At 41.7% G+C, this 22,104-nt stretch carries 13 protein-coding genes; 2 read left to right on the plus strand and 11 right to left on the minus strand.

The features are described 5' to 3' along the window. Window positions 1-2 precede the first annotated feature (2 nt). From rbbA to FW757_RS08740, 3 genes are all read right to left on the minus strand, one after another. Entirely contained in the window at window positions 3-2,792 is a 2,790-nt protein-coding gene (rbbA, locus tag FW757_RS08730) for a ribosome-associated ATPase/putative transporter RbbA (protein ID WP_446441114.1), read from the minus strand. Beyond that, window positions 2,792-3,796, minus strand: coding sequence for an HlyD family secretion protein (locus tag FW757_RS08735; protein ID WP_193048884.1), 1,005 nt, complete (start codon window positions 3,794-3,796; stop codon window positions 2,792-2,794). Before FW757_RS08735 ends, rbbA begins: the two co-directional genes overlap by 1 nt. Window positions 3,797-4,150: 354 nt before the next feature. After that, complete coding sequence (locus FW757_RS08740) at window positions 4,151-5,164, minus strand: endonuclease/exonuclease/phosphatase family protein (RefSeq protein ID WP_446441115.1); 1,014 nt, start codon at window positions 5,162-5,164, stop codon at window positions 4,151-4,153. 234 nt (window positions 5,165-5,398) lie between these two features. On the opposite strand from FW757_RS08740, the gene FW757_RS08745 reads away from it, so the two are divergent. Together FW757_RS08745 and FW757_RS08750 are read left to right on the plus strand one after the other, a co-directional pair. Continuing rightward, window positions 5,399-6,661, plus strand: coding sequence for a valine--pyruvate transaminase (locus tag FW757_RS08745; protein ID WP_446441116.1), 1,263 nt, complete (start codon window positions 5,399-5,401; stop codon window positions 6,659-6,661). Between the two features lie 405 nt (window positions 6,662-7,066). Then, window positions 7,067-8,266: an Nramp family divalent metal transporter gene (locus tag FW757_RS08750; RefSeq protein ID WP_013464769.1), complete on the plus strand. Its 1,200-nt coding sequence runs from the start codon at window positions 7,067-7,069 to the stop codon at window positions 8,264-8,266. 25 nt (window positions 8,267-8,291) lie between these two features. On the opposite strand, the gene FW757_RS08755 is transcribed toward FW757_RS08750, so the two are convergent. The 8 genes from FW757_RS08755 to FW757_RS08790 all read right to left on the minus strand — a co-directional run bounded on the left by FW757_RS08755 (window position 8,292) and on the right by FW757_RS08790 (window position 22,083). Continuing rightward, complete coding sequence (locus FW757_RS08755) at window positions 8,292-8,696, minus strand: MAPEG family protein (RefSeq protein WP_145233112.1); 405 nt, start codon at window positions 8,694-8,696, stop codon at window positions 8,292-8,294. 115 nt (window positions 8,697-8,811) lie between these two features. Then, on the minus strand, window positions 8,812-9,675 hold the full coding sequence (locus tag FW757_RS08760; protein ID WP_182739629.1) for a PhzF family phenazine biosynthesis protein: 864 nt from the start codon (window positions 9,673-9,675) through the stop codon (window positions 8,812-8,814). Window positions 9,676-9,839: 164 nt separating this feature from the next. Next, window positions 9,840-10,706: a CARB/PSE/RTG family carbenicillin-hydrolyzing class A beta-lactamase gene (gene blaCARB / locus FW757_RS08765; RefSeq protein ID WP_182734283.1), complete on the minus strand. Its 867-nt coding sequence runs from the start codon at window positions 10,704-10,706 to the stop codon at window positions 9,840-9,842. Between the two features lie 135 nt (window positions 10,707-10,841). After that, window positions 10,842-12,815: an exodeoxyribonuclease V subunit alpha gene (recD, locus tag FW757_RS08770; protein WP_182717394.1), complete on the minus strand. Its 1,974-nt coding sequence runs from the start codon at window positions 12,813-12,815 to the stop codon at window positions 10,842-10,844. Then, window positions 12,812-16,432 carry an exodeoxyribonuclease V subunit beta gene (gene recB, locus FW757_RS08775; protein ID WP_446441117.1) on the minus strand — a complete coding sequence of 1,207 codons (3,621 nt, stop codon included), beginning with the start codon at window positions 16,430-16,432 and terminating at the stop codon, window positions 12,812-12,814. Before recB ends, recD begins: the two co-directional genes overlap by 4 nt. After that, window positions 16,419-19,727 carry an exodeoxyribonuclease V subunit gamma gene (gene recC / locus FW757_RS08780; protein ID WP_446441118.1) on the minus strand — a complete coding sequence of 1,103 codons (3,309 nt, stop codon included), beginning with the start codon at window positions 19,725-19,727 and terminating at the stop codon, window positions 16,419-16,421. The genes recB and recC overlap by 14 nt, the downstream gene beginning before the upstream one ends. Window positions 19,728-19,894: 167 nt before the next feature. After that, entirely contained in the window at window positions 19,895-20,959 is a 1,065-nt protein-coding gene (locus FW757_RS08785; protein WP_182760883.1) for an alkaline phosphatase D family protein, read from the minus strand. Further along, window positions 20,956-22,083, minus strand: a complete 1,128-nt coding sequence (locus FW757_RS08790; protein ID WP_149982558.1) for an alkaline phosphatase family protein — start codon at window positions 22,081-22,083, stop codon at window positions 20,956-20,958. The genes FW757_RS08785 and FW757_RS08790 overlap by 4 nt, the downstream gene beginning before the upstream one ends. Window positions 22,084-22,104: the final 21 nt, after the last annotated feature.

Consider the following 22,104-nt stretch of genomic DNA (forward strand, 5'->3'; position numbering starts at 1 on the left):
GGCTATTTGTCCTGCTTTGGAAGTAAAAATACACTGGCCAGAGTCAGCACGGGTATAAAAGCGAATAAAGGCAGTAGCTGGGCTGATAAATCAGAAAAATTAAGCGCTTTATTAAAGACCCCCCGACATGCCTCTAAAAAGTAGGTGGTCGGAAACAGTTTGCCAATAATAGCGCCAAATCCTTCTAAGGAAGAAACAGGGTCAATTAGCCCACAAAAGTTAACGGCAATCATCAACACAATCACCGTAGTGGCTGCCAGTGCTGAAATTTGTGTTTTTGTAAAAGCCGAAATTAACAGCCCAACTCCGGTAGTCGCTGTAACGTATAATAATGCAGCCAAACTAAGCGCCCAAAAGCTGCCTTTTAGCGCCACACCAAACACGGTAATAGCAAGTGCGACTAAGCCAAAAAAGCTGATCATACTCACTAAAATGTAAGGCAGCTGTTTGCCAATAATAAATTCCAGCCGGTTAACCGGTGTTACATATAAGTTTATGATTGAACCCAACTCTTTTTCCCGCACTACGCCAAGCGCCATCAATATCGCAGGAATAAATACCAATAGCAGTGGAATAACCGCCGGCACCATGGCCTCAATGCTTTTAAAATCTTGGTTATAACGATAGCGAGATTCAATATTAGCTGGCACTAAGTTTGGTACTTGTGCATAAGTGCGCAAAGATAAGTTGGTTAAATAGCTGTAATACACGCCGCTCATATAACCATTAATCGTTTCTGCCCTAAACGGCATAGAACCATCAATCCACACTACAATTTCAGGTTTACGGCCGCGTTTAAATTGCTGAGCAAAGTTAGGTGGAATTTCAACGGCCACGCTTAACTCACCACTGCGCATTCGTTTATTAAGTTCTTGCGGGCTTTTAATATCTGCTTTTTGAATAAAGTAACGTGAACCTGCCATATTTTGAATGTAGTTGCGGCTCTCAGGCGATTGGTCTTGATCTAGTACCGCAAAGCTTAAATCTTCAACATCAAATGTAATGCCGTAACCTAAAATAAACAGCAAAATTATCGAGCCCAGCAAAGCAAACGTTAGGCGAATAGGATCGCGCCATAACTCTAGCGTTTCGCGATGCGCATAACCAAATAACCGCAACAAACTAAATGCGGGGTTAGTGTTATTCTTACGAGTAGCGGGCGCTGTAGCCAAAGCTTTGGGTTTATCAGTTATCGATGCTTGTATCGCCGAGCTTGCTCCGGCTGCATTTACTGCTTCTTCTAAATATGCAATAAAGGCAGCTTCTAGTGTGTCGGTATTACGCGCTTGGCACAGTGCAGCTGGCGTATCGCTAGCAAGTATTTTACCTGCATGCATTAACGAAATTCTATCGCAACGTGCCGCTTCATCCATAAAGTGAGTCGAAATAAAAATAGTCACGCCTTGTTCGCGCGAAAGCTCGATGAGTAACTGCCAAAAGTCATCCCTTGCAACGGGGTCTACCCCCGATGTGGGCTCATCAAGTATGAGCATTTCAGGGCTATGTACTACTGCAACAGCAAGTGATAAACGCTGGCGAATACCTAGGGGCAAATCGGTAGGAAAATCGTCACTGTATTTTTTAAGGTTAAACCGAGTAATTAAATCTTTAACGCGCGGCTCTATTTTCTCTGCGGGTAAGTGAAATAAACGCGCATGCAATACCAAGTTTTGCTTCACTGTAAGCTCGTTATAAAGCGAAAACGCTTGCGACATAAAACCAACGCGTTTGCGGCTTTCGATGTTATTGGCATCGACCGTTTCACCAAACAATTTTGCTTCGCCACTGGTTGTGGGTTGTAACCCCGTAAGCATTTTCATTGTGGTAGTTTTTCCACAGCCATTTGAGCCTAAAAAGCCAAAAATTTCACCTTGTTCAATACTCAAGCTCACATTGTTAACAGCGGTAAAATCACCAAATGTTTTACATAATCCATTTGCTTCTATAGCGAACTGGGTTGTGTTTAAGTCTTGTTTACGAGGTGGCACAACTAACCGCTGATGATCATGACGTTTTTCTTCAGGAAGTAATGCTATAAACGCCTCATCAAGCGATTCTTTATTAGTTTGCGTTTTTAGGTTTTGTGGGCTGCCCGTACCGATTACTTTTCCATCGTCCATAGCGACTAGCCAATCAAAATCATCGGCTTCTTCCATGTAGGCGGTCGCAACCAGTACGCTCATTTGTGTATTTTCAGCGCGAATACTGTTTATTAATTGCCAAAATTGACGACGCGATAGCGGATCAACTCCGGTTGTTGGCTCATCTAAAATTAATAATTGAGGGTCATGGATCAGTGCGCAGCACAAACCGAGTTTTTGTTTCATCCCGCCAGAGAGCTTTTCTGCGGGGCGATCGGCAAATGCCTCTAAGCCTGTACTTTTTAAAAGGTTATTAATTCGTTGTTTTCGCTCGGCTTTATTTTGAGAAAATAGACGACCAAAAAAATCTATATTTTCAAACACAGAAAGTGTTGGATACACATTTTTGCCAAGCCCTTGAGGCATGTAAGCAATGCGTGGCGACACCGTATTACGAAAACCACTGCTGCGCATATTGCCGTTTAATACCTCAACCTCTCCCACTTGAATCGCCCTTGCCCCCGCTATAAGTGCCAGCAAGCTTGATTTTCCTACGCCATCAGGGCCTATAAACCCGACCATTTTCCCGGCAGGTAATGAAATACTAATGTTGTCCAGCACGCGATTATTAGCATAGCGATGGCTCACCTTAGTAAGCGTAACCACACTTTCACTTGGTGGCTTTTGAATGTTTTTATCGTCGTTATCCATTATTCAGGCACTCGTACCTGTAATGACGTAGGCCAATTTTTTTCAGGCGCTAACAACACATAAGCAAGCCCTGGCACCCCTGTTTTTACTTGTTTGATATGATCTTTTAATAACTGCGAGTCGAGCTTTACCTTAACTCTAAACATCAGTTTATCGCGCTCGTTTCGGGTTTCTACCGATTTAGGGGTAAATTGCGCCTGTGCAGATACAAACGTCACTTTAGCCGGTAATGTATACTCGGCAACAGCATCAATAACAATGCGTGCTTGTGAGCCTATTGTTACCTTGCCCGCTTGCGCTGTTGGTAAATATATACTCATATAAACATCGGTTAAATCCAATAACGATAAAACTTTACCACCACTGCCAAGCACTTCGCCAGGCTCAGCTAATCGATACAATATGCGTCCATTGATTGGTGCTGTGAGCGTGCTGTCGGCTATGTTGCTTTGTAATCGCTCAATACGTGCCTGCGCTGCTTCTATTTCAGCATCCGACTGCACAACTTTTACGTTTGCCGCGGTTAAAGCAGCTTGCGCAATAGCAGAGGTGGTTCGTTGTTGATCTACCACTTCTGTTGAAATATGGCCTTTTTCTAATAATTTTGCAGAGCGGCGCAATTCAGTTTGTGCAAAATTAAGCTCACTTTTATGCTGCTCTACAATCGCTAATGCGTATTTACGAGACTCATTGGCAACACGAAGCCCCGCCTGAGCTTCACGTAACTGTGCATTTAAATCATCAGTATCAATAACCGCTAACGTTTGACCCGCTTTGACCATATCGCCTTCTTGCACCATAACGTCAACTAAGCGGCCCGGTAGTTTTGTAGCAATATCGTACTCGGTTGCTTCAATTCGGCCATTTCCATAGGCAACACTGTCAGGGAGTTGTTCAGCAAATGATGTAGGTTGCAAGGTTTGCCAAGCATACCAGCCAGCCCCGCCCACAATGACCAAAACAGCGAGTTTACTCAAAGATTTGAACGTTGATTTAATTGTCATGTGCTAAAACTCCATGTATGTAAAAGTAATGTAAGTGAGGGTAGTTAAGGTAAAAATTGTTAGGATACAGCACGCTAATTGTTATATGAAAGCAACCCTGCTTTGTAAGTACAACAAGGGTAGTTGTAATAAGTGATTTAAACGAACTTAAAAATCCACCGTCACTAATTTACCACTCTCACCGTTAATAAAGATGATGTAGATCAATATAAATTAGAGTTAATGCACTAATTACTGCTGCTTTTTTAAAACAGCAGGATAAAAGAAAGGGAAAACATCAAGGCACCTACTGAGCGCCTTAATACTAATTATGTCAGCGGCAGATTAGCTTACAATTTATAGTAACAAAACCCGCTACGACCTTAATGCTAAGCTAATCAATACCACGCCATGATCGGTGCTTAAATCATCACGCTCAAATTCAGGGTTAATTAAATGACGATCGTAAGTATGGTACTGGCTCACCTCAAAAAAGCTGTCGTCGTAACTTGAGTCAAACTCGCAAGATAGCAAAATGTAGTCAAGCACTGAGCTGCTCGCGCCAAAATAATGGGTAGGCTTTCGCTTTAAATCCACTGTATTTTCATTATTTTGATTAGCCAAATTTAATTGCGACCTTGCAAATAACTGCCATGCGTCGTTAAGGCAATATTTTGCAAGGTAAGTGTTACTGTCAAACGTGGGGGCAAAGCGCAGTGTATTTGTTAGTAAATGGCTTAAAACGCCATCAGCTAAGTCGTTGTTAAAATCGCCCATTAAAACCATTGGATTTTGTGTAGATTCGCGGCGCGCAATGATGTCCATCATCAGTAATGTGGCTTCACTGCCGCGCTGAATAGTTGAGCCCCAACTCCCTGCTATATCGGCTTTTAATAGCTCGATAATATTTTTTTCGGGTGTGAGGTCTTTGTTTTGCTCATCAAGCTCTATCATTAAGCGCTTAGACTTAAAATGCACCACATAACAATCCGTGTTGCCGATATGCGGTAAGGTTATTGTAGCTCTAAGCACCTTTCGGCTAAATGTAAAATCCTCAGTTAAACCAAGGGTTTTAGCAAGCTCATGGTCATGCTCAACAGTTGCCACTTCAGCAATTGGGTATTTAGCAGCAAGCGCTACTACAGGGCGTTTGTAAATAAAGTCGTCGATTACCTGGGGCTCATCTACCACGGCAAAGTACGCATAACCTTGCTCTTTAACTAATTCTTTAAGCGACTCAATACTAAATACTTCTTGAAAACCAATCACATCAGGCTGATGCTCGGTTAAGTAATTAATAAGCCAACGCTGCTTTTTAGCCCACTGCTCTGCGGTGTATATGCGTTCAAATTCATAATAGGCATTAGGCGGCTCAAGGTAATTAAACAAGTTAAAAGTGGCAATTTTAAGAATCGTATCAGTAATAACCGAATCGTCTGCTGTGGTGTTTAAAGGTGTTTTAGTGTGTGATTCAAGGTTGCTGATAAGGCTGCCCTACTTAAAATATGAAAAACGATTATAGCGGGTTATCGCTATATTAATCTAAGCGGTGAAAATTTTTCAATATCAAATTCTTAGTGTTAATTTACACTAACTTATCATTTTTTAAGGCACACGGTCATTATGGATTACTCAAACTTCGGCACTAAATTTACTCAACCTAATGGTATTACTCAGTTAATGGAAGATTTAGGCGATGCTAAAAACAGTAACAATCCAAATATTGTTATGCTCGGTGGTGGTAATCCGGCCCTAGTGCCTGAGGTTAATGATATTTTTATCAATGAGTTACAAAAGCTTGTTGCTAATAATACACTTTCCAACGTATTTGGACTTTACGATGGCCCAACGGGTAATGATGCATTTCGTGCAGCTCTGGCCAAGCAACTAAAAAGTGAATACTCATGGGATTTAACCGCAAATAATATAGCGCTTGGTAATGGCAGCCAAGCCAATTTTTTTGTGTTATTTAATCTGTTAGCTGGCAGTATGCCTGATGGAAGCCATAAAAAGGTTTTATTTCCGCTGGCACCTGAATATGTAGGCTATGCAGATCAAGGCTTAACTGACGATATGTTTGTAGCAATAAAGCCCGATATCGAAATTTTAAATACTGAAAGTGGCTCAAACCAATTTAAATATATCATTAATTTTAAAGCTGTTGAGCAAGTATTAGCAAGCGACAGCAGCATTAGCGCACTGTGTGTGTCTCGCCCTACTAACCCTACAGGCAATGTCATTACTGATGAAGAAGTACATCATCTCGATTTATTGGCTAAGCAATATAATATCCCACTGATCATTGATAACGCCTACGGCGACCCATTCCCTGGGTGTATTTATACCGATGTAAACTTAACCTGGAACTCAAACATTATTTTATGCATGTCGCTTTCAAAGCTTGGCCTACCGGGGTTGCGAACCGGTATTGTAGTGGCTAACAATGACATAATTAAAGCCATTGGCCGTGTAAATGGCAGTATGGTTTTATCGCCTAACAGTTTTGGCCCAAGTTTAGTAACACGCCTAATTAATGAAGATGAACTCCTCCCGCTGTGTAAAAATTCAGTGCTGCCTTTTTATCGAGAAAAAGCACAAACAGCAATGAACTTGTTTGATGAAATATTTGCCCACCTCCCCGTTTACTTACACAAAGTAGAAGGCGCATTTTTTATGTGGCTGTGGTTTAAAGAGGCAAAAATAACCAGCGAACAACTTTACCAAAAGCTCAAAGAACAGGATGTTTATATTATTCCCGGGCATAATTTTTTTATTGGTATTGATGATGCTTGGGCACACAAACACCAGTGCATTCGAATTAATTATGCAACCGATGCCAGCACTTTGCGAAAAGGCTTAGAGGCCATTAAAGCCGTGATGGCATAAATGGGTTGATATTTAGGGCATTCAAACCCTTTGCGTGAATACAGTGCGTGCAAAGCGTTTATAGTGCCTATAGTTATTGGCATAAACCTGTGAACAATTTAAGGTTATTAAGTCATTCTCTAAGCCGTTAAATAAGCCCTAAACTGAGGTAAGCAGTTATTACTTTTATTTGTTGATTGTACTAATTTTGCGCAAACGCGCCACCCCCCCTTTAAATTTATATATAAGTTGGTATGCTACGCGACCTTTTTTAACATATGATTATCATCAAAAAAGGGTTTGCCAAGGGGCGGCTATCGCTGCAAGGCACTTAATATAAGTGGCAGCAATAATACAGGCATCGCGTTATAAAACGTTAGATGTAACTTTAAATAGCAATATACAAAAGTACTATTAAGGTCAATTATGCGATTAGGACCAGGACTACTCGTCACCGCTGCCTTCATTGGACCAGGGACTATTACGACTGCCAGCGTGGCAGGTGCAAACTTTGGTTTTGCACTAATATGGACATTACTGTTTTCAGTTATTGCCACCATATTATTACAATCTATGGCGGCGCGCCTCGGCGTAGCCACCGGGCAAGATTTAGCGCAAGCGCTAAGAGCCCACATTGAAACGCCCCTATTTAAATCTCTCGCTATATTTTTAGTGATCAGCGCCATTGGAGTAGGCAGTGCCGCCTATGAAGCTGGCAACCTTAGCGGTGCCAGTATGGGATTAATTGAAATATTTCCTCATGTTAATGCCCAGCTTTGGACGCCACTCATTGCATTTTTAAGTGCGGTGTTACTTTACAGCGGTAAACACAAAGTCGTTGAAAACGCGCTTATTTTATTAGTGATTTTAATGAGCCTAGTGTTTATCTCTACGTTAGTTATGGCTGCTCCCTCGCTCAGTGATGTGTTAGCAGGGTTTATTCCTAGTATGCCTGAGGGTTCAATTACCACGGTATTGGCATTAGTGGGCACCACCATAGTGCCGTATAACTTATTTTTACACTCAGGTGTTTTAGCTGCAAGACACGACAGCAAAAGTGATAAGCAAAAAGTCATTAAGCAAACTAATGTAGATACGGGTGTGTCTATCACCTTAGGTGGCGTGATCACGCTGGCAATTTTATCAACCGCGTCAGTGGCATTTTATGGCACAGATGCAGGGCAAATTAGCGCTGCCAACATGGCGGTACAACTTGAGCCATTACTTGGCGATGCCGCCCATTACTTTTTTGCTATTGGCTTATTTGCAGCTGGTTTAACCAGTGCAATTACAGCCCCTCTTGCCGGTGCGTATGCAGTATGTGGCATGTTAGGTTGGTCAAATAAAATGGATAACACCCGCTTTAAAAGTGTCGCCATTGTTATTTTATTATTTGGTGCAGCCGTGGCGTCTCTGGGTTTAGACCCTGTTGCCGTGATAATTTTTGCTCAAGCCGCAAATGGCTTATTACTGCCTATTGTCACCACTTACCTAGTGTGGCTGGTTAACCAAAAAACAGTAATGGGCAAATACACCAACTCAATGTTGGTAAACTTGCTTACTTTACCGGTGTTAGTGCTTATTTTTGGCTTAAGTGGTTACAAGCTGTTTAGTTTGATTTTTTGATACGTTTACGAGTATTTCCACCTTGTTAACTGCTCATTTTTTCAATGCTATACATCACCCACATTGCGAGTACTGCGATGAAGTTAATTGTAAAAACACTTCCTCGCAGCCTGATGTTTGAAGTGAATATTTGAACGCCACTGTGCAACACTCGCCCAGCGATAAAGACCCAAGCCAGCAAATAATAAGCTGAACTAATTGTTGAATCAGTAGAAATTAAAAGCACACAAACCAGATGAAAAAATACCGGCCACTCGAATTGGTTGCTCAAATTAGCGCTGAGTTTTGGCTGTATAGATTGAAATGGATTAGAGCCATCCGCTCTTTTACCAAGCCCCCATACACTTGGGGCTCTGGCAATAGTGAGCAAACCATATAGCACAACACACAAAATCACGTGTGCGAACATGGGCAAAAATATAGTATTCATTTCACACTGAGTCCTTTAAAGTAATCTAACCTTCGCTAAAACAAGCTTCTTCAACATAGAATAAAAACAGTCTATTGTACGCTATTGTCAATTACTAGGCTTAAGAGAGTAGCTGTTATACGGCAACTATTACTGAGCCTATACTATTGGCAAAACCACCCACCTTTACGCTGTTTATTATTGAATTGTTAGACTCAACTGATGCTGTAATTATTGAATGGCAATTCATAGCCCTACCTTGTTCAAAAACATATTCACTTCCTAACTCAGTAAGGTGCTCGGTAAGGTAACATGCTAAAGCCCCACAAGAGCTTCCTGTTGCTGACTCTTCAGAAATACCAAACAAAGGAGCAAAGTTACGGCAGCTGGCTGTATGTTTACTTTGCACTTCACAAAGCTCAAAAACATGAAAGCCAACAAGGTTATGCTGTTTGCAAAAATCAGCGATACGTTCATCGTTTGGCTCTATTGCATCTAAATAGCCATGAGGAACAGCAATAATGACATCGGCTAGTCCTGTTGAAATAGCTTCAATAGGTAAGTTTGTGCTTTCAAGTATATCACTTTCAATACCTATCACATGGGCAATTTCTTGATATGAAAAACCAGCTATTTTTTCAGGTAACTGCTGATCCATGACAACCTTACCATTTGGTTCAATACTCACTGATAACATGCCAGCCTTGGTGCGCTGAACATAAGTGCCCGCAGTAAGCATACCTTCTTGGAACATAGTAGAAAAAGTAGCTAACGTAGCATGGCCACAAAAATCAACTTCTGCTGTTGTAGTAAAAAAAGACACCTCAAAATCAGCTTCATTATCACTAGCAACAAAAGCCGTTTCTGAATACCCAACAGCTTGGGCAATTTTTAATTTTTGAGCATCTGTGAACCTGTCAGCATTAAACACAACACCAGCAGGGTTGCCACCTTTGCCATTTACTGTAAACGCACTTACCAAAGCAACTTCAATATCCACCTGTACCTACTCCCTCTATAACGAGCCTTAAAAGTGACTCGTTTTATTTATCTTTTAATCCATCAACCATAGCCGAGTTGCTATTTTGATTCAATGGTTTAGCTGTTCTGGCAGGATCATCAGACTTAACTCTTTATCCATGAAAGACCTCAACGTTAGCTTTATCAACGAGACTGCGATGTATAAACTTTAAAAATGGAGTTCCCTAGTTTAGCGATCACCTCATTGCGTTCTTTCATTGAGACCTCAGTTTGCGCTATATAGATGCTAATTATGATCGGTGATTGATGTTCACTCCATACTACAGCTGTAATGCTTCGAGCACCAAAGCCACCAGCTCCGGAACGATCGGCTATGTTCCAACCTTCAGGCAACACTGAGCGCAACAAGTTACCAGTTACTTGGTTATTGACCATCCATGCTTTTAACTTTTCTTGGCTCATTGGAGAAAGTGTTGAGCCGAATAATAGTTCATTTAAAGTGTTTGCTATTGATTTAGGAGTCGTTGTATCCCTTAAGTCTCCTGGTATTCCTTCATTTAACTCGGGCTCAAAACGGTCTAAGCGAGTTTTTTCATCCCCTGTGTGCCTTACAAAATCAGTTATGCTTTCTGTGCCCCCTACTGCATTTATGATGATGTTTGCCGCGGTATTATCACTTGTTTTCATGGTTGCAGAGCACACATCATCGAGGGTTATTGCTTGTCCTACATACTTTTCTATAACCGGAGAATACGTCACAAGATCTGTCTTTTTAATTTTGACTGTACTATTAAGATTAATATCCCCTTGCTCAGAGTCATACAATAACTTTGCACAAGCAATTGTTTTAAAAGTACTTGTCAAAGGGAAGCGTTCATCACCTTTGTAATCCCAGTATTCTCCATTTTTAGTATCAAGAACCGTTACCCCTATCCGGCCCGAAAGCGTCACTTCGATTAACCTAGCTTCTTGCTCCACTTGTTGAAATTTTGGGCTATGTGAAAATGCCACAAATGGTATTAAAAGCAAAATAACCAATAAAGAATTCATCTATTTAATCCCATGATTCTGATTAACCAGCATTTTATATCAAAGCATCTGTGACAACAAAAAAGCTAAAGCTTGACCTACATGATAAATTTAACGGGGTCAGAGCAAGCAGCTTAAAACTTAAAGCTTTCCCTTTCAAAACTCCACCAACCTCTCATACAATCCTGATGCCCTGCTGACTGATTTATTCATTGCCATTAACAACACTTTTTTATCAGCCACCAGCTCGAAAGTGTTTTTAGCACGGGTAATGCCGGTGTAGACTAACTGGCGGTTGATGCCGGCAGTTGCTTGGTTTTGTGGTGGCAGTACCATAGCCGTATAGGCAAACTCGGAGCCTTGTGATTTATGAATAGTCATTACATAAACTGTGTCATGGGCTGGTAGTCTGGCTGGTGAAAATGCCCGTTGATTGCCCTGCTCGTCAATAAATATGGCTTTGAGCTGGGCACTGTCGTCGTGCATTAAAATCCCAATATCTCCATTAAATAGTTTTAGCTGATAATCGTTTTGCGCAATCATAATCGGCATGCCCAAATAATGCCGCTGATTTGAGTTTACATTAATCAATCCTTGCTGGCTTAATTGCGTTTCAATGCGTTTATTTAAACTATGAACGCCATAATCGCCTTCGCGTACTGCGGCTAACAACTGGTAACTGGCAAAAGCTTTATGTATGTCTTGTACGCTCGCGTGTTGTTTAATTAAATTAAGATACTGAGCGTATTTACTGGCGGCGCTTTGTACTAGTTTATCAATCGGTTTACTTACAATGTCATAGTCTAAAATAACGTCTTTAAATTGGCCGCTGCTCAGCTCTTGCTCTACATAATTGAGCTTGCCGCTGTTATTGGTATTAACCGCTAATGCTAATTGACCTATGCCGCTGTCGGCTGTGAAACGGTAACTGTGCTGTAAAAACGCGATACAGTCGGCCAGTTTGAATTGACTATTACCTGCGACTAATTTGCGCTGGTTATTAAAGCATAAGCTGTTTAGTTCAGCGCAACGCGCCTCTGAATAACTTGGTGTTTGGCCAAGCACTAAACCTTGGCATAAATCGCTCATTACACTGCCGGTATCAACCGAGGCAAGCTGGTCTTTGTCACCGAGTAATATAAGTCGCGCATGCTCTGGTAAGGCCTCAATTAGTTTAGCCATCAGCGATAAATCAACCATCGACGCTTCATCAATGATCAATACATCTAAATGCAATGGATTACTGCGGTTATGCCTAAACTTATTAGTAAACGGTTTTACCCCCAGTAACCGGTGAATCGTTTGCGCGCTTTCTGGGATCAGCGGCGTAATAGCAGCGCTTATTTTATCTTTTAACTGTTGTTTTGCCCCAAGGATTGATTCACTTAATCGCGCAGCGGCTTTGCCTGTCGGTGCCACCAACTTAATACTCAGTGGGGCATTTTGATAAAGCGATTGTAAAATTGCTAGTAGCTTAGTCACGGTCGTGGTTTTACCTGTTCCTGGGCCACCGGTAATAACGCTAAAGCCTTTGGTTGCTGCCATCGCACAGGCAACCTTTTGCCAATCGAGCCCTTGCTCTGGTGCATCTTGTTCGGGGAAATAGTCACAAAGTAACTGAGTTAACTTATCGCTATCAATATCGAGCTTACGCTCACTCATTAACAACAATCTTGATGCCAGTGTTTGCTCATAACCGCTTAGACGTGCAAAATAAAGTCGTTGTTCAAGTAACTGTAACGGTTTAGTCTCCCCGACACTAGGATGGTTTTGCAAGCAATTAATTGCCTCTGCGGTGGTAAATGTGTCGTTAAACGGGCTGAGTGTGTCAGGAATTATGCCCGCTAGTTTGGTAAAATCACTTTGGCGTAAATTAAACGGATTACGCCAATCTACCTGCGCTAAATCTAAACAGCTGTGCTGACTTTGCTGCGATAAACAGAGTAATAAAAGCAGTGAATAAACGTCGTTTGGTTGTTGAGTTTGCTCACTGCTACACAGTAATTCTGCCAGTTTTATATCAACCATTCGTAGCCGGTTTTCGCTAAGTAGGTAATCAAATAATGGCACTATTTGTACGTCGTTCGTCGCTGCTGTTGCAATGGCTGTATTGGTATCTAACACGCTCATAGCATTGCTCCTTGGCTATTTTCGGTTGCCTCATCTATGCTTTGGGCAACCCTGCCTTGACTAAAAAGCCCATCTAAAATAATAACTTGCTCGGCGGTCAACTTTTTAAAGTACACACCTTTCCCATCTGCCATACCACGTAAAAAGGTGTAATATACGCCACCTAAATGCTGCTCAATGCTGTAATTGTTGATCCGTTGTTTTAATAACCGATGCAATGCCACGGTGTAAATTAGATACTGTAAATGGTACTGGTGGCTACTCATAGCTTGCTCTAAATGCTCTTGCTCATAATCAGTTGGCTGGTTGCCTAAAAAGTTAGACTTATAATCCAAAATAAAATACTGCTCGTTATGACAAAATATTAAATCGACAAACCCTTTTAATAAGCCTTTTACATCATAAAAATCGAGCCTACTTTGATTAAAACCAAAGTGCTTAATCAATGTTTCATTCAAGCCTTTTGCCGTTAAACTGGTAATTGGCAGATTAAACTCCATTTCAACCAAACAATCCCGTGGCGTTAATTTACTTAAGCTTAAACCGTTTTCATTCAATGGGCAGTTTAACGCGGCAAGCACCCATTGCTCAGTTGTCTCTTGCCATTGCTCACTAATATGGTATTTGTTTAAGCTGCGCTCAACTACCACGCTTAGGTTTTGCTCATGGTTTGTGGGGTGCTGCTCTGGGCTGGTGAAATCCAATTGCTCAAAAATCTCGTGTAAACAACTACCCGGTTTTGCCCCCTTGGGAAAGCTATAAGGTGAGCGAATATCGTCTTGTTGCGTGGCAAACTCATCTTTTTGATGATCTTCGTCGCTGCGCCCAGGTTCTAAATGCTCGCTATGACTTTTAAAACTCAGCGCACTAAAACTGGTGGTGCGCCAATCACGTTCAATTTTAACTTTAACCTTATTAACACTCACACTGTGACTTTGTGTTTGGCTTGATTGCAGTGATAATGCACCCTGCTGAGATAACTCTTCGCTAGTAAACTGTTGATAGCTCATGGCTGGTTTGTCAGCACAAAACTCTTGTAAATGCGTGCGCCACACTAAACTACTGGTGATATCAAGTCCTGCAAATAATACATGCCCTAAGGAGCTACTTTGAATTGCCAACCGACTACTTTGTCCTTGGCCTAGGTTATACATACCAATTGCGCAGTAATGAACGGCGCGAGTGAGTGCAACATACAATAACCGTAGATCTTCAGCTAGGCGTTCTTGCTCCGCTTTTTGTAACGCATCATCGTTTTTACTGAGATCGTAAATCAGCTGGCCATCCTGATGATACAACGCATCTTTCGTTTCACGATAACCGCTGGCAAATGGCATAAATACCAGCGGGTATTCAAGCCCTTTTGAAGCATGCATAGTGACTATTTTTACCAAATTGGCATCACTCTCAAGGCGTACTTGCACGGTTTCACCATCTTGTTGACTTACTTGCTGCGCAAACCAACGTAATAACCGTAAAGTACCCTCTAGCTCGATTTGTTTTTGCTGTAGGATCTCGCCTAAATGACGAAAATCGGTCAGCCAACGTTCAACGTTGTAACCCAACCCTTGCCATTTCGCGCTTAATTGATTGTGACTGAGTAAGTGCTCAAGCATTGCCATTGCACCTTGTTTGTACCAAATAGAGCTCAGGTAAGCAAAAAAGTTAAGATGCTCTTGCCACTGTGCTTCATCATCAGCCAAGGCATAAATGTCATTATAACTTAAGCAAAATAGTGGCCCAGCTAACACGCCGCGCAACAGTGATTCGTTGTATTGGCCATGTAAAGCCGATAAAAAATTAAGTAAATGATGGCTCAGCTCTTGGCTAAATACACTCTCACGGGATAAGTACACGCTCGCAATTTTGGCATCACTGAGGGCTTTTTTCATAATTTGCGCTTCAACCCGATCACGCACCAAAATACAAATATCTGCCGCCGTGACTGGCTTATTCGCAATACACGCACGCCCTTGCTGTGCTTGCTCAAGTAAGATCACTATTTTATTGGCAAAATAGCTAGCTAAATGTTGCTGGCCAATGCCTTTATTAGTTGGTTTATTTTTTTCATCTGCGGCGCTATCTGCAAACACACAAAACTCAAAGGCGGTGGCAGGTTGGCCATCTATTAAAAACGATTTATCGGCTTTTTTACCTTGTGCCGCCACGCGATTAAACGGGATCGCATCGTTATAAATAAAGCTGTTATCGTGTTTACTAAACAGTGCATTGACGCTTGCAACCACATCGCTACTGGAACGAAAGTTAGTACCAAGGGTAAATTGCTGCTCCTTTGCCACTTCGTGTTTAGCACCAATGTACGTAAAAATATCCGCGCCCCTAAAACCGTAAATAGCTTGTTTAGGGTCGCCTATCATGGCAAGCGTGGTGTTTTCTTGGCTATAAATTTTACTAAAAATACCGTACTGAATGGGATCAGTATCTTGAAACTCATCAATCATCGCTACCGGGAACAACTGCGCTATTTTTTCTGCCAGTGCTGCGCCTTGCTCTGTATTGAGTGCACTGTGCAAATTAGTTAATAAATCATCAGGAGTTATAACGCTTTGCTCTTGCTTGCGTTTTACAATGGCTTGTTTAACCCAACTTGCCGCATGTTGCACAATAGCGATTGCCAAGCCTTGATTAACAGTGTTAACAAGCTTAGCCATTTCATCAAACTGGCTAAGCATTACATGACTAAACAAAGGCTGATTTTTTTTATAATTAGCTTCGTCACTGAGGTTTTCAGTACTCCATATTTCATAAGAGTACTTGTTTGTACCAAACTCAAAAAATAGCTCATCACCTTTACAAAATGCCTCAAGCGCTGCAAGGCTACCTTTACGTGCAGGTGTTTTGGCACCACTTAAGCCAGAGCTTTTTACAGCTGCAATAAATTCGCTATCAAGGCAGGCTTTTTTAAAGCTCGCGACTTTACCAATATATAGCTCGCGTGCTTGCCACACATCATCTAGATTTATTTGCGGAGTAACCAGCGCATTGCCTTTATTAAGTATGTTCGCCACTTTACTAAATAACGCTTCAGGGGCAGCAAATACCTCTAAAATTGCATCGGTTTTTTCTTTATTGAGTGGATATACAAACACTCGCCAAAAATCTTTAATGGTTTCAAGCAAGATCTCCCGTTGATCTAAAATAAACTCCAAATTAAACGCCACACCAGACTCAAACGCATGCTGTTTTAACATTCGTTGGCAAAAACCATGAATGGTGAATATTGCTGCTTCATCCATCGATTTAGCGGCGGCATCGAGCAAATCAAATGCACGGTGTTTATCATCGATTGTGGCGATCACAGCATTGATCAGCTCATCCTCTGTTGCTTGGCCAAGCAGTGCATCACGTGCTGCTATAATACGAGTGCGCACACGGTCTTTAATTTCTTGGGTGGCGGCATCGGTAAACGTAACGACCAATATTTGTTCAACACTCAGCGGAGTATTTACGGGCGATGAGTGTTGTTGCGCGATTTGCATGCCGAGTAAATAACGTAAATATAAACCTGTAATAGTATAAGTTTTACCGGTACCTGCACTGGCTTCAATGAGACTTTGCCCAATAAGCGGCATCGTAAGTGGATTAAGCGCTTGCATGGTCACTCTCCTTTGCATGTGCAAATAACGGCGCAAGTAGCATATCGCTCCAGCGTATAAATTCCTCTTGGCACTCATTCAACGATTGCGTTGTTAAGCGAATATAGGGGTTCTCGCCCTCGCCTCGGCCAATATATTGTGGGCTAAATTTGCTCATTGCTTTGCCAATATCGCCACCACTTTTTACGTACTCATAGCCACTCACAGGAAAAAACGCTACGGGTTCTTTAAGTAGTGCGTTATATAAAGTAAACCAATCTTGCAACAGTGCTTGGGCATCTGCTTTATCCAAAGCTGCAAAAGTGATTTGTTTATCAAGCCCAAGTAATACAGTTTCTACATGTTGATCCACGCACTGCGCAACAAGGTGATATATAAAGCCCTTGATGAGATCTTTTGCCTTGATACTGGCACTGCGATAAAACACTTGTTTGTGCTGATAAAGATGATTTAACCAGCCTTCAAGCTCAGTACTGTTGTTATCACTGTGAAGTGTTAGAGCAACTTCAATCGGTTCATTTTTGCCGCCCTTGATGTGCTCTTTAACTTGCCCTGCCAGTGCATCAACCCGGTGCTGCATTTTCTCAAAGATCAAATCTCCAACATGCGCCTGCGGTAACTCGCCTCGTTGCAGTATTTGCTCACGACTAAGGGGCTGCTCAAAAATAGCCGCTTCGAGTATTTCGTCGAGATAAAAATAACGGTGCAGTGCGTCTAAACTAAATGGCTCTTCATCTTTAGCTACTTCGTTAAATTGTGCTAAACGCAACCCTAAACTTTGCTGATAAAAACTCTCTTGTGCATTGCATACGCTGCGGATAAACATATCCAGCTCAAGATGTTCAGGTGCGCTGACCTCAAGCGCCGTCAGTGGCTCTGGGATTATCGCCTGAGCGGGTAACCAAATTGGATTATAACTGTGATTGGATTGCAGCGTATTAGTGGTATCTGCCTGATAATTTCGGCTATTAAAAGGCTGTAAATGCTGTTTATTGATCAAACACTCAGGCAAGGTTTGCTCACTTGGCTCAGCAAATTTGAAACTGCGGCCAATGTATTCTAGTAATTCACTCACTAAGGTTGATGGCATACGCGGTTGATTATCAAAACATGAACGGCCAATATAGCTCATGTATAAGTTATCACGGGCACTGAGCAGCGCTTCTAAAAATAAGTAACGGTCATCTAATTTGCGCGATCGGTCACCTTTTTGCTTTTTCGAATAAGGCACTAAATCAAAACCAATCGGCTGCACCGTTCGTGGGTAATCGGCATCGTTAAGCCCTAACATACACACCACTTTAAATGGCACAGCACGCATTGGCATTAGCGTACAAAAGTTCACTTGGCCGACTAAAAAGCGTTGCCCTACACCTTTTTCTTGAATGCCTTGTTTAATTAAATAACTCACAATACGCTGTGACACTACTTGCGTGTAATCGCCATTATCATGGTGCTTTTGCAGCTCTTCGAGCACCTTTTGCAGTACCAGTAAATCCCAGCTATCGTCGCTTTCGCTCTCGTAAATAGCCGTTAATAGTTCACTCAGGATAAGGGTTTTATTAGTTAGCGTGTCGTCTGGGGTGAGCCTGTGTTTAAAGTGTTGCAATACATCAATAAAATGCACTAATTTATTGAGTGTATCAAGTGCCATCCCTTCCACTTCATCAGCGCTATATATGCCATTAAACGGGCATTGTTCATCACGTTGGGCAATACCTAACAATAAGCGGTTTAAGCCATGTTGCCAGGTATTTAATTCTATCGCGGGTAAATCAAAGCTATGCTTATGCTCGGCGTTTATTCCCCACTTGACGCCAACACGCTCAAGCCAATATTGAATTTGCTCATATTCGTGCGCTTCAACACTAAACTTTTCAGCTATTTGCGTCACTTGCAGTAAATCAAGGATATCTGACACACCAAAGCGCGAAAACGGCAGATCAGCTAAGCTTGCAAACGAACTCAGTACCGGTTTTTCTTGCTCAATGGCTAGATCGGCTAACGCATAGGGAATAAAACGGTTACCCTGCGCACCACCAAATACCGCTTCGATGTAAGGGCTATAAGTGCCAACATCCGGCATCATTACTATAATATCTTTTGGGGTGAGTGCGGGGTTTTGATTAAATAAATTAAGTAAGTAATCGTGCAAACGCTCAACTTCTCTAAGTGGAGTATGGCAATCACTTAGAGCAATGCTGGTATCGGTAGCGCTTATTGCAAGCTTACCTTCATCGTTTATAAACCATTCTTTATTGTCAGTAAGGGATTCACCTTTAAACGCTAACTGGTAAATTTCGCTTTGAATTTGACCAAGTAAACTGTCGTCAAACACATCAATAAAGCCATCAATCCAGCTTGCGTCACGCTGTACCAGTTGTTCAAAGTAATCACGGCCTAATTTACCCCACGATGATAACAACGGATTACCAATAAAATAGTAGTCTTGCTCTGGCTCACTTTGCTTTTTTTGCTGCGCTTCCAGCAATGGCATTTTGGCGTATTTAGCCGTTATTTTAGCTGCAGTTTTTTCATCAATTAAATCCCCCCAATAATGTTCGCTGGGATTAAAAAAGAATAAAAATACCTCGGTTTTTTTACTCAATGCATCAAACACATCAAGTTGCGAACTGGCAATGGCTGAAATACCAAATAAACTGATCCGCTTTGGTAATAAGCTACTGTCCATTTTATCAAGCGCGGCTAATAACTGCCCTTGCATATTGGCGCGATGAAACTGACTTTGCCCAAGCACTTGACTATGCGCTACTATTTTTCGCCACAGATCAGGCTGCCACGGCGCGATACTAATATCTACATCATCTAATTTATCAGTGCCGCTGTCCCATGTGGCTATCCAGTGCGGACGGTACATTAAATATTGGTCATATACATCGGCTATTTTTTCACATAAAGCAAAGGTTTTTTGACCGTCTGTGTCACCTGCTAAGTAGGTTTTAAGGGGTAAATATAACGGTTCATCAATGCAGTTTGGTAAAATAGCAAATAATTTCCAAGCAAGATTAGGTTTATTAAACGCCGACTCTTTGGGTACATTCGGTAATAGCTGCTGGTATAACTGCCAAATGAAACTCGATGGCAATGGAAAATCTACCTGTGCTGCCACCCCCAAACTTTCACTTAAACCAATTTTCAGCCACTGCGACATACCCGGAGATTGCACCAACACCACTTCTTTATCAAACGGGCTGCTTAATGGGTTTACTTTTAAAAGCTGATGAAACTGCGCTTGCAGGGCTTCCATACGGTTAGATTGAATAATATTGAGCATAGCGACACTGTTCTTGCTTGAGATAAAAACAGTGTAAGATATTTTCAATTATAGGGGTAGCCATTGTCGCTAATTGGCATTAATAAATCAGCGAGTTAGCACAATAATTAACTCACTTTTTATACGCACAGTATAGCTACTGTGCGTTTTATTTTCTGAGGGAGTCATTATTTATATGGGCTAATACTTGATAAGCTAAATTGGCTTTGCATGATCACATCGCCATCAATGCCTTTTAGCTGGAGTGAAATAGCTGGATCTGTTTGTTGCCAATCAATGCTTAAATCACCGTAATTAACGTCATGTGTGAACTTCCCCACGCGGTGTTTATTAGGACTGACGTTTTTCCATTTTTCAGTAAGGCCTGAGCTGGTCATTTCAATCAGTGGATAATCAAGGTTTTGTTCATACCTTGATATCTCACCCCAATGTGTGTCACCACTGATAATTACCACGCCGTTTACTTTGTGTTTTTTAATTAACGCAAATAAACGGTTTCTATCCTCCGGAAAATTAGCCCATGACTCCCAGCCGGTAAAGTCAGGCAGTAACTGTAAGCTCGAAGCAATCAGTTTAATTGCAGCAGGCTTTTTAAGCTCTTGTTCAAGCCATTGCCACTGCGCCTCACCTAACATCGATGCGCCTTTTACTTCACTTGGGCTATAAGGCCCTTGATTATTCGCTTTACGCTCAGTCTTGTATTGTGTTTCACTAACGTGGTTAAGTGCATCGCGGTTCCAACGCAGATCAGGCATGATCACTTGTATCGTGTGCTCACCTTCACCATACATATACGAGGTATAAATCCCATCGGCACGTGTGCGACGCACTGAACCCGTTGGCTCTTGCCAAAAGTCGAGCATAATTTTCCGAGACTGTTCTTTATGTGGGTACTCTTTACCTGCATCATTTTGGCCAAAATCATGATCATCCCACATGGCAATAAGGGGAGTCTGTGCTTTTAACGTTTTAAAGCCGGGCTTAGCGCCTAAGCGCTGATATTTATCGGCAAGTACGCGCATATCGTTGGTGTCGCCGTAGATGTTATCACCCAAAAAGATAAACAAATCTGCCTGCTCTTTATTGATCGCGTCAAAAATCGGAATATCTTTATCTTGATGCCCACATGAGCCAAACAGTATTTTTTGCGGCGTTAGTTTTTGCGGTGTACTTAATACTGAAAAACTCGCAACAATGCTTACCAATGCGGCCGCTTTAATTAAATGCTTCATTTTAAAATCTCATCAATTGCATCCGCCATAGCGGGATTAAGCTGCTTAGGGTTTTCGCCAAGTACGGTTAAAATCGTTGCCGCAACTTGTGCTTGTTTGAGCTCTGTTGTTGTTTTTAATAAACCTTGCGGTTTAATATCTGGGCCAATTGCAGCTAACCAAATATGCTCAGAGCCAATAATTCCCTCAGGAAAAGCTTTACGACCTTGCTCCGATTTTGCCATTGCTTGTTTTGAACTATGATGCTGCCAATCATTAGCGTTACTGCCACGGCCATGATCCGTGGTGATAATAAGCGTTGTGTTATTTTTATAGCCAGGTGTAGTCTGAATGGTTTGCCATAAGTCTTTGATAAAAGCGTCACTTTGTTTAGCCGACTGCAAATAGTGATCGTAATGACCATCATGGGCAAAATCATCGGTTTCACCTAAGCTGATCACTAATAACTTAGGCTTTTTTGCCAGCATATAAGCTTTGGCAAAACGATATGTAAAACTGTCTAAACGCACATTATGCCAAGGACTTGGGATCTCCTGTTGTAAAGCATTTAATAGTGGCGCATCGGCAAATAAGTCTGCCTCAATTGGCATAAAACCCGCATTTACATATACGTCGCTGCGTTTGGTATTAACAATAAACGGAAATACATCCCAACTGCCAAATAAGGCGGTTTTATTTTTATAGTCAGCGCGTTGCTCTAATCGCTCTAAAATAGTTTTATTTGGATTTGGCGTTTTATCATTACTGTTAATTGCCTCATCAACACTGCCAGTTAAGATCTCACTGTAGCCTGGGTATGAAAAATACCACGGGTTACTCACCGACATTGTTGAACCATTCTCTCTATCGCCAATTAACACACCGTGTTGAGCAATCGTATTACTAATAAATGGCATTAACTGAGCTTGTCGGGCGTGTTTGTCATCGCGCCAAAACTGTTGTTTCAATTGCTCTGGCTGTTTAACAAAATCGGGATTTGCTAACAATTTTTGATCGGCGCCGTTAAATACCTCTTGCCAGCGCACACCATCAAGCGTCACAAGCACGACATTATCACTGGCTTTGACAATATGACTTACCATTAATGTACAGCCTATTACGGCCAGTTTAGCTATTGCTTTCATAGTATTCCTATCAATAAAAAC

The sequence above is a fragment of the Pseudoalteromonas sp. 1181_04 genome, from assembly GCF_052850545.1.

What these genes read in the sequence shown, in the direction of transcription:
- FW757_RS08735 (WP_193048884.1), bottom strand. Translation starts at nt 3,796, where the DNA reads ATGACAATTAAATCAACGTTCAAATCTTTGAGTAAACTCGCTGTTTTG.
- recB (WP_446441117.1), bottom strand. Translation starts at nt 16,432, where the DNA reads ATGCAAGCGCTTAATCCACTTACGATGCCGCTTATTGGGCAAAGTCTC.
- FW757_RS08790 (WP_149982558.1), bottom strand. Translation starts at nt 22,083, where the DNA reads ATGAAAGCAATAGCTAAACTGGCCGTAATAGGCTGTACATTAATGGTA.
- recD (WP_182717394.1), bottom strand. Translation starts at nt 12,815, where the DNA reads ATGAGCGTGTTAGATACCAATACAGCCATTGCAACAGCAGCGACGAAC.
- blaCARB (WP_182734283.1), bottom strand. Translation starts at nt 10,706, where the DNA reads ATGAATTCTTTATTGGTTATTTTGCTTTTAATACCATTTGTGGCATTT.
- FW757_RS08745 (WP_446441116.1), top strand. Translation starts at nt 5,399, where the DNA reads ATGGATTACTCAAACTTCGGCACTAAATTTACTCAACCTAATGGTATT.
- recC (WP_446441118.1), bottom strand. Translation starts at nt 19,727, where the DNA reads ATGCTCAATATTATTCAATCTAACCGTATGGAAGCCCTGCAAGCGCAG.
- FW757_RS08755 (WP_145233112.1), bottom strand. Translation starts at nt 8,696, where the DNA reads ATGAATACTATATTTTTGCCCATGTTCGCACACGTGATTTTGTGTGTT.
- FW757_RS08785 (WP_182760883.1), bottom strand. Translation starts at nt 20,959, where the DNA reads ATGAAGCATTTAATTAAAGCGGCCGCATTGGTAAGCATTGTTGCGAGT.
- FW757_RS08750 (WP_013464769.1), top strand. Translation starts at nt 7,067, where the DNA reads ATGCGATTAGGACCAGGACTACTCGTCACCGCTGCCTTCATTGGACCA.
- rbbA (WP_446441114.1), bottom strand. Translation starts at nt 2,792, where the DNA reads ATGGATAACGACGATAAAAACATTCAAAAGCCACCAAGTGAAAGTGTG.